7 protein-coding genes are annotated in these 14,538 nt (G+C 71.7%); 3 read left to right on the plus strand and 4 right to left on the minus strand.

Going from position 1 to position 14,538, the window contains the following annotated elements:
• Positions 1–10 precede the first annotated feature (10 nt).
• Positions 11–1,750, minus strand: a complete 1,740-nt coding sequence (locus tag D7193_RS17200; protein WP_120780548.1) for a glycoside hydrolase family 6 protein — start codon at positions 1,748–1,750, stop codon at positions 11–13.
• A gap of 531 nt (positions 1,751–2,281) precedes the next feature.
• Between D7193_RS17200 and D7193_RS34605 the strand changes: the two genes are divergently transcribed.
• On the plus strand, positions 2,282–3,592 hold the full coding sequence (locus D7193_RS34605) for a putative sodium/potassium/calcium exchanger (RefSeq protein WP_120781340.1): 1,311 nt from the start codon (positions 2,282–2,284) through the stop codon (positions 3,590–3,592).
• Complete coding sequence (locus D7193_RS17210) at positions 3,576–4,274, plus strand: class F sortase (RefSeq protein ID WP_120780549.1); 699 nt, start codon at positions 3,576–3,578, stop codon at positions 4,272–4,274. Before D7193_RS34605 ends, D7193_RS17210 begins: the two co-directional genes overlap by 17 nt.
• 61 nt (positions 4,275–4,335) lie before the next feature.
• Here the strand turns inward: D7193_RS17210 and D7193_RS17215 are convergent, their stop codons facing one another.
• Complete coding sequence (locus D7193_RS17215; protein ID WP_120780550.1) at positions 4,336–9,396, minus strand: NAD-glutamate dehydrogenase; 5,061 nt, start codon at positions 9,394–9,396, stop codon at positions 4,336–4,338.
• Positions 9,397–9,685: 289 nt separating this feature from the next.
• Between D7193_RS17215 and D7193_RS17220 the strand changes: the two genes are divergently transcribed.
• Positions 9,686–11,650 (plus strand): penicillin-binding transpeptidase domain-containing protein, encoded by a 1,965-nt coding sequence (locus tag D7193_RS17220; RefSeq protein WP_120780551.1) that lies wholly within the window; start codon positions 9,686–9,688, stop codon positions 11,648–11,650.
• A 574-nt stretch (positions 11,651–12,224) separates the two neighbouring features.
• Here the strand turns inward: D7193_RS17220 and D7193_RS17225 are convergent.
• Together D7193_RS17225 and D7193_RS17230 are read right to left on the minus strand one after the other, a co-directional pair.
• The gene (locus D7193_RS17225) at positions 12,225–13,505 is read right to left on the minus strand and encodes an arginase family protein (RefSeq protein WP_241563162.1); all 1,281 of its coding nucleotides are present in this window, start codon (positions 13,503–13,505) and stop codon (positions 12,225–12,227) included.
• Between the two features lie 73 nt (positions 13,506–13,578).
• The gene (locus D7193_RS17230) at positions 13,579–14,487 is read right to left on the minus strand and encodes a tetratricopeptide repeat protein (protein WP_120780552.1); all 909 of its coding nucleotides are present in this window, start codon (positions 14,485–14,487) and stop codon (positions 13,579–13,581) included.
• Positions 14,488–14,538 lie beyond the last annotated feature (51 nt).

Here is a 14,538-nt window from a genome sequence, read left to right on the forward strand (position 1 = left end):
GGCGCGAGGCTCACAGCGGCGGGTAGGCGTTCCGCATGAGCTCCTGGAACTGGGCGGAGAACCACGCGCCGGAGATCGGCGCGTCCGGCAGGGCGCCGGTCGGGTTGTTGCCGTTGCGCGCGTTCCCGCCGTACGTGGGGTCGCACATCCGGTCGAAGCCCTTGCCCTCGTCGTTCTCGATGAGCTTGCTGGAGCCGTCCGACTCGCCCGGGGGCTTCACCCAGACGTACGCGTCGATCCCGGCCTCCGGCGCCGCCTTGGGCCGCTCGCCGAGGCCCGCGCCGGCCTGGTTGCACCAGTTGCCCGCGTGGATCCGGCGGTCGATCCGGCCCCCGTTGACGTACGTGTCCACACTGGTCGTCGCGCCGGGGCCGGTGGGCCGTGCCGTGCCGCCCCAACCGTTGCGGGACGTGTCGATCAGCATGCCGATCCCGGAGTCGAAGCCGACCGAGACCAGCTTCTGCCGGAACGCCTGGGCGAACGAGAGTTCGTCGACGTACTGGTTCCAGTCGATCCACTTCGACTGGCGGACGGTCTGCCCGTTCACCGAGTCGGTGATCTTCACGTACGGCTCGCGCAGAGCCGAGTAGTTGGCCGTGTTGACGATGAAGCCGTGCACGTTTTGGACGGTGCTGCCGGAGGCGATGGCCGCACTCTTCAGCATGTCCGCGGTCGGGCCGAAGTTGCTGTCCCAGCCGATCCAGCCGTGGTGCGCGGCGTCGATGTAGTTGTAGACGTTGCCGATCGCGCCGAGCTTCGCCAGGGCGTACCCGACGCCGTTGACGTACGCGCCGTTGGCCTTGACCGTGTCGCACATCGCCGTGCCGCCGGGCTGGCCCGAGGTGTTGGTCACGAGGTTCGGCAGCGAGTCGATCTCGATGATGTTGATGATGCGCAGGTTCGCGTACTTCGGGTCGGCCTGGATCGCGGCGATCGGGTCGATGTACTCGGCCTTGTAGCGCGGCAGTTCGTCGGGGCCCAGCTCACCGTTGGACGCGAGCGCCGCGCAGTCCCGGCCGGGCAGGTTGTAGATGACGAACTGGATGTAGCCCGCGCCCTGGCGCAGCGCCTCGTCGAGGTGGTCGCGGACGCCGAACGCGCCGTTCGAGCTGCTGTCCGGGGTGCCGTTGATGGCCGCGATCCGGTCGAGCCACACCGCGGTCGGGTTGTTGGAGACCCGGCTGCCGCCCGGCTCGGCGTCCGCCTTGGCCTTCCACTCCGGGTTCACGTAGCCGCGCACCCCGGCGTACGGGTTGTCGACCTTGTTGCCGGGCGGAGGGGTGGTGGGCGGCGGCGTGGTCGGGGGCGGCGTGGTGGGTCCTCCGCCGTTGCAGGTCACCCCGTTGAGCGTGAACGAGGTGGGCTTGGGGTTGCTGCCGCTCCAGGCGCCGTTGAAGCCGATGCTGGTCGACGCGCCGGTGCCGAGGTTGCCGTTGTACGACAGGCTGCGCGCGGTGACCTGGCTCCCGGACTGGCTGAACTCGGCGGACCAGCCCTGCTGCACCCGCTGGCCCGAGTCCGGGAAGGTCCAGCCCAGCGTCCAGCCGTTGACCGGGTCGCCGAGGTTCCTGACGGTGATGTTCGCGGTGAAGCCACCCGGCCAGTCGTTGGTCGAGTAGGTCACCTCACACTGGGTCGCCGCGTGCGCCACGGTGACCGGCAGGGTCACCAGCCCGCCGGCGACCAGGGCGCCCGCGCCGGCGAGCGCGAGGGCCCGGCGTGAGCCGGACAGCCTTCTCCACACGTTCATGCCACTGATCTCCTAGGGCGAGGCCGGTCCGGGGACGGTCCGGCGAAGTGGCCCGGTGGGCGTCCCGCGGGGGACGGCCGCCGGTGCCGACGGGATGGGGGTGCCCGGCCCGGTCGGGCGGTGGTGGTGGCCCGCGACCGGTGGAAAGGCCGGTCGGTGGGCGGGCGGCGGGATGTCGTTCCGGCGCGCCGGAATGCCCTCGACCCCTGCCTGCGCGGTGTGGCTCTCCGAGAACCGCGTGGGGCCGATTCTTACATGGGAGCGCTTCCATGGCAATGCCTCGATGTCTCCGCCCCATGGCCGGTCGCTGCGGGACGGCCGCGACCAGCGGGAACAAGCGGGTGGGAACACCGTGGAGCGGCCGCAACGCCACGTGCCGGACGGAGACGCCGGGTACCACCCGCATGGGGCGTATCCCCTATGAACATAGAAACACGAATCTTTCCCTTCATAGGTCGTGAATCGGTCTAACGTCGGCCTTAGCTCGGTGGGGACCGAGTTCAGGACAACAGGGATGGAGTGACGCAGGTCATGGCTAAGAAGATGCTCGGGAAGGTCGTCGCGGGCGCCGCCCTCGGTGGGGCGTCCCTCCTGGTGTTCGCACCGGCGGCCGCGTTCGCGGACGGGCACCACGACGGCAAGGACCGCGACGGCAAGGTCCTGGCCAAGCCGCACGTGGTGAAGGCCGGTGAGGAGGTCAAGCTCCTCGAGATCTGCTCCGAACGGCAGGAGCACGCGTTCGTCTGGTCGAAGGTCACCGGCAAGGTCGACCTCAAGCCGGTGAAGGACGACCGCGGCGACGACCGGGGCGACTGGCGCGACGAGGACCGTGACGGCAAGGACGAGCACGGCAAGGACGACAAGGGCAAGGACGAACACGGCAAGGACGACAAGGGCCGTGACCACGAGGGCAAGGACGAGCACGGCAAGGACGACAAGGGCCGTGACCACGAGGGCAAGGACGAGCACGGCAAGGACGAACACGGCAAGGACGAACACGGCAAGGACGAGCACGGCAAGGACGACAAGGGCCGTGACTACGAGGGCCGGGAGAACGGCGAGAACGGCGACAACGGCTACGAGAACGGCCAGCCGCCGACCGCCGACGCCGAGCAGCCCCCGGCCGCCGACGAGCAGCCGGACGGCCAGGGCGGCGGCGCCGCGGCCGACGGCCGGATGGACGACAAGGGCAAGGACGAACACGGCAAGGACGACAAGGGCAAGGACGACAAGGGCAAGGACGAGGACCGCAAGGACTGGACCGGCTACGAGCACGGCCAGGACGCCGCGGACCGGGGCGACAAGGGCGACAAGAAGGACGACGGGAAGAGCCACGAGGAGTACGGCTCCGAGGAGTACGGCTCGGAGGAGAGCCGCTCCGGCGAGTACGGCTCGGACGAGTACGGCTCGGACTGGAAGAAGGACGAGGACAAGTCCAAGGACGAGGACAAGTCCAAGGGCCACGACGAGTACGGCTCGGACGAGTACGGCTCGGAGGAGAGCCGCTCCGACGAGTACGGCTCCGACTGGAAGAAGGACGAGGACAAGTCCAAGGACCACGGCAAGGGCGAGGACGACTGGGAGCACAAGCGCGACTTCGTCTACTACGGCGAGGCCAAGGTCGACAAGCACGCCAAGCCGGGCCGCTACGAGCTGAAGGGCTCGTGCGGCGAGGGCGAGCTGGTCGTCCTGCCGCACGGTGGGGTCGACGGCGGTGACGGTGGCGCTGCCGCCGGCACCGACAAGGGCCTCGCCGCGGGTGGTGCCAGCCTGCTCGGTGCCGCCGCGCTCGGCGGGATCGTGCTGATGCGTCGTCGGCGGACCGATGAGTCGGTCGCCTGACGCGACGGCGACAGGGGCCGGCGGCCGTCACGGGAGACCGTGGCGCGCCGCCGGCGTCGCCGTCGTCGTCCTGCTCGCGCTGGCCGGCGCCGGGATGATCGGCGCCTCCCTGAAGACCACCCCGGCACCTCGGCCGCCACAGCCCCTCGCCCAGGCCGCGCCCGACAGCAGTCAGCCGGCCGAGGCGGACCAGCCCGCCGAGGGAAGCCCCGCCCCGGCCGGCCTGCCCCGCTCCACCCCCACCACCATCACGATCCCGCGGATCGGGGTGGACGCGCAGATCATGTCGCTCGGCACCAACCCGGACGGCACCGTCCAGGTGCCCCCGCTCGACCAGGCCCAGCTCGCCGGCTGGTACGAGCCGGGGCCGAGCCCCGGCGAGGTCGGCAACGCGGTCATCGTCGGGCACGTCGACTCGGCGAAGCTCGGCCCCGCGGTCTTCTTCGACCTGGGGGCTTTGCAACCCGGGGACACCGTCACGGTCAACCGGCAGGACGGTCAACCGGCGACCTTCCGGGTGGACGAGGTGAAGTCGTACCCGAAGACGTCGTTCCCCACCGAGCTGGTGTACGGGCCGAGCGACCGGCCCAGCCTGCGGGTGGTCACCTGCGGCGGGCAGTTCGACGAGAACGCCCGCAGCTACCTGAACAATGTGATCGTCTTCGCCAGTCTGGTCGGCTGAGAACGACGCGGGCCGGCCGGTCGGGTCTTCCCCGACCGGCCGGCCCGCGTCCGTGTGGCGATCAGGCCGCGGCGGACGTCCGCACCAGGGTGCGGATCTGCCGCAGCAGCACCGACAGGGCCGCGAGGTCGGCGCGGGACTCGTCGAACTCGCCCATCGCCCGCCGCGTCCGGTGGATCGAGGTCGCGTTCGACTGCTCCCACTGCTGCACCCGCTCCTGCGGCGACAGGTTCTCGGGCGTGGAGTCGAGCACCTCCGCGGTGAGCGCGGCGAGCGCGGCGTACAGGTCGTACCGCAGCGCCATCCGGGCCAGCGTCTGCCACCGGTCCTCCCGCGGCAGCAGGGAGATCTTCGACAGCAACGCGTCGACCCGGAACAGGTCCGAGAGCACGAAGTAGACCGGTGCCACCTCGCCGACGTCCCGGCCCCGGCTCGCCGCGGTCTCCACCACGTCGAGCAGGCCGAAGCTGTACATCAGCCGGGTCGCCTGCTCGGCCAGCTCACGCGGCAGCCCGCGCCCGGCCATCGAGTCGATGTGCGCCGTGATGGCCTCGCGCTCGCTGCCATAGAAGAGATCCTCGAGCCCCGGCAGCAGGCGGGCCACGCCGCTGCGGAGCCGGGTGATCTCCGCCGGAACGTCGATCGGCGAGCGACGGTTGGTCACCAACCACCGCACCGCACGGTCGAGCAGCCGACGCGTGTCCAGGTAGACGGCCGTCTGCAGCTCCGGCTCGACCTTGTTGTCCAGCCGCTCGACCGCGTCCCACAGCTCGCGCAGCCCGAACACCTCACGGACCACGACGTACGCCCGGAGCACGTCCGCCGCCGACGCGGCGGTCTCCTCCACCACGCGGAACACGAACGAGATGCCGCCCCGGTTGATCGCCTCGTTGACCAGCACCGTCGTGACGATGTCCCGGCGCAGCCGGTGCCGCGCCATCCGGTCGGCGAAGCGTTCGCGCATGGGCGTCGGGAAGTAGTTGACCAGGACGTCGGTCGTCCACTCCTCGTCGGCCAGCCCGTCGGCGAGGATGTCCCGCTCCAGGACGATCTTGACGTACGCGAGCAACACCGCGAACTCCGGCGCCGTGAGCCCGGACTCGATCCGGACGGCCAGTTCCTCGTCCGGCGGCAGCGCCTCCAGCGCCCGGTCCAGCGCCCCCGAACGCTCCAGATCGTTGATCATGCGCCGGTGCACCGGAAGCAGCGAGGCCGCCTGCGCCTGGGCGTTGTTGATGGCCCGGGCCTGGTCGTAGTTGTCGCGCAGCACCAGGTGGGCGACCTCGTCGGTCATCTCGGCGAGCAGCTCGTCCCGCTCCGCGGTGGTCAACTCCCCGTCGGCGACCGCGGTGTTCAGCAGGATCTTGATGTTCACCTCGTGGTCCGAGGTGTCCACGCCGGCCGCGTTGTCGATGAAGTCGGTGTAGATCCGGCCACCGGTCAGCGCGTACTCGATCCGGCCGAGCTGGGTGAAGCCCAGGTTGCCGCCCTCACCGACCACCCGGCAGCGCAGACTCTTGCCGTCCACCCGGATCGCGTCGTTGGACTTGTCGCCGACCTCGGCGTTCGTCTGGCTGGACGCCTTGACGTAGGTGCCGATGCCGCCGTTCCAGAACAGGTCCACCGGCGCGGTCAGGATCGCCCGCATGAGTTCCTGCGGGGAGATCTGGTCCACGTCGTCGTCCAGGCCGAGCCGCGCCCGCACCTGCGGCGAGACCGGGATGGACTTGGCGGTACGCGCGAAGACGCCGCCACCGGGAGAGATCAGCTCCGGGTTGTAGTCCTCCCACGACGAGCGGGTCATCTCGAACAGCCGCTTCCGCTCGGCGTACGACGTGGCCGAGTCCGGGTCCGGGTCGAGGAAGATGTGCCGGTGGTCGAACGCGGCCACCAGCCGGATGTGCTCGGACAGCAGCATCCCGTTGCCGAAGACGTCGCCGGACATGTCGCCGACGCCGACCACGGTGAAGTCCTCGGTCTGGGTGTCGTGCCCCAGCTCCCGGAAGTGCCGCTTGACCGACTCCCAGGCGCCCCGGGCGGTGATGCCCATCTTCTTGTGGTCGTAGCCGGCCGAACCGCCGGAGGCGAACGCGTCGCCCAACCAGAAGTTGTGCGCCTGCGAGATCTCGTTGGCGATGTCGGAGAACGTGGCCGTGCCCTTGTCGGCCGCGACCACCATGTACGGGTCGTCGCCGTCGTGGCGCACGACGTCCTCCGGCGGCACGATCTGCCCGCCGACGATGTTGTCGGTGACGTCGAGCAGACCCGAGACGAACTCCTTGTAGCAGATCACCGCCTCGTCCCGGTCGCCCGGCTTCTGCTTCAGCACGAAGCCGCCCTTGGCGCCGACCGGCACGATGACCGTGTTCTTCACCATCTGCGCCTTGACCAGGCCCAGCACCTCGGTGCGGAAGTCCTCCCGGCGGTCCGACCAGCGCAGGCCGCCCCGGGCCACCGGCCCGAACCGCAGGTGCACACCCTCGAACCGGGGCGAGTACACGAAGATCTCGAACTTCGGCCGGGGCGCCGGCAGGTCCGGGATCGCCTGCGGGTCGAGCTTGAACGCCACGTACGACTTCGGACGCCCGTCCTCGCGCCGCTGGTAGAAGCTCGTCCGCAGGGTCGCCTGGATCAGCGTGAGGTAAGCGCGCAGGATCCGGTCCTGGTCGAGGCTCGCCACGTCGTCCAGCGCCTCGCGGATGGTGTCCACCAGCTCCGCGCTGCGCCGCTGCCGCTCGTCGGCGTCGGCCCCGCCCGGCACGAACCGGGTCTCGAAGAGCTGGACCAGCAGCTCGGCGATGCGCGGGTACGCGATGAAGGTCTGCTCCATGTAGTCCTGGGAGAAGACCGTGCCGGCCTGCCGCAGGTACTTCGCGTACGCGCGGAGCACCACCACCTGCCGCCAGGTCAGCCCGGCACGCAGCACCAGCTCGTTGAAGCGGTCGACCTCGGCCTCGCCCCGCCACGCCGCCGCGAAGGCGTTCTCCACGTGCGGGCGCACCTCGGCCAGCTCCTGGTGCCCCTCGGACAGCTGCAACCCGAAGTCGTACAGCCAGATCCGGCCGTCGATGCGGTCCACCTCGTACGGGTGCTCGTCGATCACCCGCACACCGAGCGAGTGCAGCACCGGGAGCACGGCGGAGAGCATCATCGGCTCGCCGTACCGGTACACCTTGAACCGGACGTCCATCGTCTCGTCCACGTCGGTGCCCGGCACGCGCGCGCCCGCCCGGGGCGCGAGCTGCTTGCGGAACAGGTGCATCTCCAGCTGGCCGGGCTCCTCCAGGAGCTCCAGCTTCGCCAGGTCCTTCATGGCCTCGTACGGCGTGTGGCCGTCCTTGTAGCCTTCCGGGAACGCGTCGGCGTACCGGGCGAACAGGTGCTTGGCCTGCTCGTCGCCGAGCTTGCGCTCCAGCACCAGCCGGTAGTCGTCGTCCCAGAGGCGCGTCGCGTCGGCCAGCTCCTCGGCGAGCAGGTCGGCGTCCACGTCGCCGGGCGGGTTGGTCGGGTCGGTGCGGACGATGAAGTGCACCCGCGCGAGCATCGACTCGGTGACCCGGGTCGTGTAGTCCACCCCGACACCGTTCAGCTCGCGCAGCAGGATGTCCTGCATCCGCAGCCGGTTCTGGGTGGTGAACCGGTCGCGGGGCAGGTAGATCAGGCACGAGATGAACCGGCCGTACGCGTCCTTGCGCAGGAAGACCCGCAGCTGCCGGCGGCCCGCCATGCGCAGCACGCCGATCACCGCGTGGTACAGGTCGTCGGTCTTGATCTGGAACAGCTCGTCGCGCGGGTACGTCTCCAGGATCTGGAGCAGGTCCTTCCCGGAGTGGCTGCGCTGGCTCAGGCCGGAGCGCTCCAGCACCTCGGCGACCTTGCGGCGCACCACCGGCAGCTCCCGCACGCTGGTGCGGTACGCCGCCGTGGAGAACAACCCGAGGAACCGGCGCTCCCCGATCACCTGGCCGGCCTCGTCGAACACCTTGAAGCCGATGTAGTCCAGGTACGCCGAGCGGTGCACGGTGGCGCGCGAGTTGGCCTTCGTGATGATCAGCAGGCGCTTCTCGAGCACCTTCTCGTGCGCCTCGGGGGTCATCGACGACAGCGTCCGCGCCTCCGGCGAGTCCTGCCGCAGGATGCCGAGCCCGGTGCCGAGCACCGCCTCCAGCGCCTGACCGCCCTCGGGCGTACCGACCAGCCGGTACTCCCGGTAGCCGAGGAACGTGAAGTGGTCCTGGGCGAGCCACCGGAGCAGCTCCACCGAGTCGGTGATGTCCTTCTCCGGCACCGGGGGCCGGTTGTCGCTGGTACGGGCGGCGGCCAGCTCGTCGGCGAGCGACAGGGCCCGCTGGCGCATCTTGGGCCAGTCCTCCACCGCCTCCCGGACGTCGGTGAGGACCCGCTGGAGTTCGCGGCGGAGTCGGTCCCGTTCCGCGGCGTCACGGACCGGGTCGATCTCGATCCGCATCCAACTTTCGACCAGGTCACCGGCGATGGCGTCGTCGGGCTCGACGTCCGCGGCGACCTCGGTCAGCCGGCCCAGCGGCTCGCGCCGCACCACCACGAGCGGGTGGACCAGCAGGTGCACGTCGAGGTGGTACGAGTTGAGCAGCGCGGTGACCGAATCGACCAAAAAGGGCATATCGTCGACGACGATCTCGATCACCGTGTGGTGCTGCTCGGCGTCCGGCTCGTGAATCCGCAGCTTCAACTCGCCCGGCACCCGCTGCTGCGCCAGATCACGGTGCGCGCGGGCCGCGTCGAGCATCTCCTCCGCGGTGAAGCCGATCAGCTCCTCGTCCGGCGCGAACCGCCAGAAGCGGCTGACCAGTGTCGCCGCGTCCTGGTCGTCCCCGGCGAGCGCGACGGCCTGGGCCACCAGACGCTCGGCGTTGGGTACGGGCTCGTCGAGCTCGGCCTCCTCCACGTCGTCGGCCAGCGCCTCTGCTGGCAGGCCGAGATCGTAGATGGTGTCGATGCTCGACCCGGTCAACCCGGTCACGCCCGTGTCGAGCCGGCCGTAGCCGTCGCCGTCGGTCGCCGAATCGAAGCTGTCGTCGTTCCGGCCGGTGTCATCCTGCCGGAGGTCGGGTTCCGGTTTGATCGCCGGACGCCGGTCCATCGGTGCCACTCCCCTCGACCCACAGCGTTGTGGGTCACTCTGCCGCCCAGCCTAGGCCCTGCCGGTCTGCACCTTGGCCGGCGGACCACGGGCCGGACGTCCGGATCGGGACTTTGTCCTTTCACCCGTTGCGGGTCCGAGGTTGGCCGCCTGCGGTGTACCCCGCCACGCGATGTTCATCACACTGTCGCGGGTCCGTCTTTCGGCACGTCGGACCCCAGGTGGGGACGATGGGGACGGCGTTCGCGTACTACCGTGAGGCAGCCCGAGATCGAAAGGGACCTGCTCCATGCGCCTGTCGTACCCGCACCGCCCCGGCCGCACCCGTACCCCACGTCCGATCGCCCTCCTCGCCGTGACCGCCCTCGCCGCCGCCGCGCTCACCGCGTGCTCGGGCGACGACGGCCCGGAAGGCAGCGTGGACGCCTTCCTGGCCGGCTGGCGCTCCGGCGACCTGCAGGCGGTCGGCTTCATCGACCCGCAGGGCACCAAGCTGCCCGCGGACGAGGTGGCGCAGGAGCTCAAGGACCTCTCCGGAGAGCTGGCGGCCACCCCACCGGCACTCCGGCGACAGGGCGACGCGAAGGTCACCAAGGACATCGCGACCGCCACGATCCACGTGGAGTGGACGCTGCCGGGCGACACCCGCTGGGGGTACGACCGCCCGGTGCGCCTGTCCCGCGGCGACGACGACCAGTGGCGGGTGATCTGGGAGCCGCAGCTGGTGCAGGAGAAGCTCACCGAGGGTGACCGCCTGGGGCTGCGCCGGGACGTGGGCTCCCGAGCCGGCGTGCTGGACGGCGCCGGCAAGCCCGTCGTGACACCCCGCCCGGTGGTACGGGTGGGCGTGCAGCCCGGCGAGGTGACCGACGTGAAGGGCCTGGTCAGCAAGCTCGACGCCGCCTTCAAGGCGATCCGCCCGGCGCTGGTGCCGGCCGTCGACCTGTCCGATCTGCCCAAGCGCATCGCCGAGGGCGGCGAGGGGGACTTCGTCGAGGTGGTGACGCTGCGGGACGAGGCGTACCGGCAGATCAAGTCGCGCATCTACGACCTTCCCGGCACCAAGTTCCGCTCCGAGAAGCTGGACCTCGCGCCCACCCGCGAGTTCGCCCGGGCGCTGCTCGGCTCGGTCGACCCGGCGCAGGCCGACGACCTGACCGCCCACCCGGACAAGTACACCGCCGGCGACCTCGTGGGCCACGGCGGGCTGCAGGGCCGCTACGACGACCGGCTGCGCGGCCGGCCCGGGCTGACGGTGCTCATCGAGCGTCCGGGCGAGGACGGCAAGCTGGTGCCGACCGGCACCGAGGTGTTCCACCGCGACCCCGAGCCGGGTCAGCCGCTCAAGACCACCCTCGACGTCGCCACCCAGAACGCGGCCGACAACGCGCTGCGCGACGAGAAGCGACGGGCCGCCCTGGTGGCGGTACGGATCAGCGACGGCGCGGTGCTCGCCGCGGCGAACGGCCCCGGGCCGGCCGGGGAGAACCTCGCCTTCACCGCCCAGGTCCCGCCCGGGTCGACGTTCAAGATGGTCACCGCGCTGGGTCTGCTCGACAAGGGCGCCGTCACCCCGACCACCCCGGTCGACTGCCCGAAGACCTTCACCGTGGACGGCCGGTCGTTCAAGAACTCCGACAACTTCGCGCTCGGCTCGGTGCCCTTCCGTACGGACTTCGCCAAGTCCTGCAACACCGCCTTCGCCTCCCTGGCGCCGAAGCTGGGCGCCGACGGGCTGGCCGCCGCCGGCCGGTCCCTCGGCCTGGAGGGCCAGTGGGACCTCGGCGTGGACGCGTTCACCGGCAAGGTCTCGGTGAACGGCTCGCCGGCCGAGCAGGCCGCCGCCGCCTTCGGGCAGGGCACCACGGTGGTCAGCCCGCTGGCCATGGCGGGCGCCACGGCGGCCGTCGCCCGGGGCCGTTTCGAGCAGCCCAAGCTGCTGCTGGACCCGGCGCCCGCCAAGCCCGCCCCGGCAGGGCCCGAACTCAAGGCCGAGTCGGTCGACGCGGTGCGGGCCATGATGCGCGAGGTGGTGACCACGGGCACCGGCACGGCCCTCAAGGACGTGCCCGGCAAGCCGGTCTACGGCAAGACCGGCACCGCCGAGTACGACAACAACCCCGCGCACACCCACGCCTGGTTCGTGGGCTGGCAGGGCGACATCGCGTTCGCCGTGTTCGTGGAGGAGGGCGGAGCCAGCACGGCCACCGCCGTCCCGGTCGCGGAACGGTTCCTCCGCGCCCTCTCCCGCTGACCCACCCCGCCCGGCGGGTTGATCGACTCCGTTCCGTCGATGTGGCGGTGTCCTGAGCGCCGGGACACCGCCACATCGGCGAGCAGCACGCTCACCGACGCCCCGGCCCTACCGAGGGCGGCAGACGTCAGTCGCGCACTGTCGAGCTGCCCCAGAAATGGGGCGGACCGGTGGGCCTCTCCCGGCTCCCGCTCTCTCCCCGCCTTTCGCTAGCTCCCTCCGCTAGCTCCCCGGCTCCCGCTCTCTCCCGGGGCTCCCGCCCGGAAACGATCGCTGATGCTGGAGCGAGGCTCCGGTTGATCGACTCCACTTCCCTGAAGTCGGGGTGTCACGGCCCTGAGAACACCGCAACTTCCCGGAACCGGAGTGGATCATGCATGCCCCATATCTGGGGCAGCTCGACAGGGCGGCACAGGCACCGCCAACCCCGAGCGAGGGCGCCGCGCCTGGCCGGCGGCCGGGCTGGCCGCTCCGGAGCGGTCCCCGCCACGGACCGCAGACGGCCCGATCAGTGATCAGGGCCGGCCAGGGACTGCGGAGCAGCCAGTCAGCGACGGAAGCCGGTCAGGGGCGGTCAGGCGAAGCCGGCGGCGGAGCGCGGGCTGTCGTCGTCCGACGGCGGCTCGCTCGCCTCCGGCGCGGCCTCGTCGGACGGCGCCGGCGATCGGCGGAGCCGGCCCGGGCCGGCGGACGCGGGCGGCCCGACCGGCTCCAGCCCGACCGGCTCCAGCCCGAGCGAGCCAACCGGCCCGAGCGCGCCAACCGGAACACCCGCCGGCCCGGACGCACCCACCGGACCGGACCGGTCCGACACGGCGGACGGGGCGGCCGGATCGACCGGGCCGGCGGCGGGTACGGCGGGACGGCCGTTTCCGCGCCGCGGGGCGGGTGCGGGCGGCGGGGCTGTCGGGCCGGGAAGCAGCCGGGGCGGGACGGCCTCGGGCGCGGTCACCGGCGACAGGCCGGCCACCACGGTGTTGACGATCTCGGCGGCGTACGACCCGTCCGGGTCGTAGTCGGGGTCGAAGACGGTCAGCTCCACGCCCAGGCAGTGCGGGGTGTCCACGAGCCCGGCGAGCAGGATCTCCAGCTCGGCGAAGGCGATGCCGCCGGGGTCGGGCGCGTCCACCGCGGGCATCACCGCCGGGTCGAGCACGTCCACGTCGATGTGCACCCAGTAGCCGGCGCAGTCGGCGAGCTGCTCGTGCGCCCACTGGGCGGTCCGGGCGGCGCCCTCGGCGCGCAGCGCCGGGACCGGCCGGGTGAGGATGCCGGCCGCCTGGAGGTCGAGCCGGTACTCGTCCTGGGCCCGGATGCCGAGGACCACGACGTCGATGTCCCGGAAGTACGGTCGCCGCCCCTCGATGGCCGCGAGGTCGGCCTGGCCGCGGCCGGTGACGAGGGCGAGGTCCTCCCCGGCGGCGGCGCCGACGTACGAGGCGTTGCCCGGGTGCCGGAAGTCGGAGTGACCGTCGACGAAGACGAGCCCGATCCGGCCGCCGACCGCCTCGCCGAGCCGGTGCATGGCCAGTGCCGACCCGAGCAGCACCGAGCAGTCCCCGCCCAGCACGAGGGGGAACTCGCCGCGGTCGATGATCGCGCCGATGCGGTCGGCCAGCGCCACCGAGTACCCGGAGATCTCCGGCGCGTGGCAGACCCCGTCGCCGGGCCGCCACTCGCCGGGGTCGTAGCGCGGCGGGGTGAGGCAACCGGCGTCGCGGGCGCGCAGGCGGGCCAGCAGGTCGTGGTCGCGCAGCGCGCCGGGCGCCTTGGCGCAGCCGGGGACCGAGCTGGGCGTGGGAGGGCGCAGGCCCAGGTTCGTCGGCGCGTCGAGGACGGCGATCCGGCGCATCATGGGCTCCCGTCCTCGAAGGTCGGGCGGGCCGGCCGTACGCCGGCCCGCGCTGGCGTCTTACGTGTTGGTTACCTCAGAACAGGGCGCTGGCCAGGGCCCGCCGCGCCGAGGCGACGGCCGGGTCCTCGGGACCGGCGATGGTGAAGAGGCCGATCAGATGCTGGCGTACCTTCTCCCGCTCGTCGCCGGCCGTGCGGCGCACCGCGTCGACGAGGCGCTTGTAGGCCTGCTCGGCCATCCCGCTGAGCACCTCGATGTCGGCGGCCAGCGTCTGCGCGTCCACGTCGTCGGGGTTGGCCTCGGCGGCGGCGAGCGCGGCCCGCGGGTCGACGCCGGCCACGCGGCGCGCCAGGCCGACCTGGGCAAGCCCGGCCTCGGCCGCGGCGTCCGCCGGCGAGTCGGCGAGGATCTTCCGGTACGCGCGCTCGGCGGCGTCCAGGTCACCGGTCATGAGGGCGTCGTCGGCCTCGTCGAGGCGTGGATCGCTCGGCGCGGCCACGCTGACGCCGCCGGCCTTGAGCACCGCCTGGATCCACTGCCGCAGCTGGGCCTCCGGCACCACGCCGGAGAAGGCGTCGACGGGCTGGCCGCCGACCACGGCGTACACCATGGGGATGCCCTGCACCCGGAACATCTGCGCGATGCGCGGGTTGGTGTCCACATCGATCTTGGCGAGCACCCAGGCGCCGCCGCCCTCGACGGCCAGCCGCTCCAGCACCGGGGAGAGCTGCTTGCAGGGCTCACACCACTCGGCCCAGAAGTCGATCACCACGGGCGTGTTGAGCGAACGCTCCAGCACCTCGGACTGGAAGGTCGCCTCGGTCACGTCGATGACGGTGACGGCGCCGCCGGTGGCGCCACCGGGCGCGCCGGCGGGGGGACCGGCCTGGACCGGGGTTGAGGTCGGGGCAGGGGTGCGCAGGGCGCTGAGGTCGACCGCGCCGCGCGTGAAGATCGACGAGGTGATCCGTGGGTCGCTCATGGTTATCTAGTTTCGCACGGACGCCGCCGAACTCAGATCAACCGCGACGGC

It is taken from the genome of Micromonospora costi (assembly GCF_003626655.1).
Lineage (GTDB): Bacteria > Actinomycetota > Actinomycetes > Mycobacteriales > Micromonosporaceae > Micromonospora > Micromonospora costi.

Coding starts and splice junctions, on each gene's coding strand:
- D7193_RS17225 (WP_241563162.1), bottom strand. CDS start 13,505: ATGATGCGCCGGATCGCCGTCCTCGACGCGCCGACGAACCTGGGCCTG.
- D7193_RS34605 (WP_120781340.1), top strand. CDS start 2,282: ATGGCTAAGAAGATGCTCGGGAAGGTCGTCGCGGGCGCCGCCCTCGGT.
- D7193_RS17230 (WP_120780552.1), bottom strand. CDS start 14,487: ATGAGCGACCCACGGATCACCTCGTCGATCTTCACGCGCGGCGCGGTC.
- D7193_RS17215 (WP_120780550.1), bottom strand. CDS start 9,396: ATGGACCGGCGTCCGGCGATCAAACCGGAACCCGACCTCCGGCAGGAT.
- D7193_RS17220 (WP_120780551.1), top strand. CDS start 9,686: ATGCGCCTGTCGTACCCGCACCGCCCCGGCCGCACCCGTACCCCACGT.
- D7193_RS17210 (WP_120780549.1), top strand. CDS start 3,576: ATGAGTCGGTCGCCTGACGCGACGGCGACAGGGGCCGGCGGCCGTCAC.
- D7193_RS17200 (WP_120780548.1), bottom strand. CDS start 1,750: ATGAACGTGTGGAGAAGGCTGTCCGGCTCACGCCGGGCCCTCGCGCTC.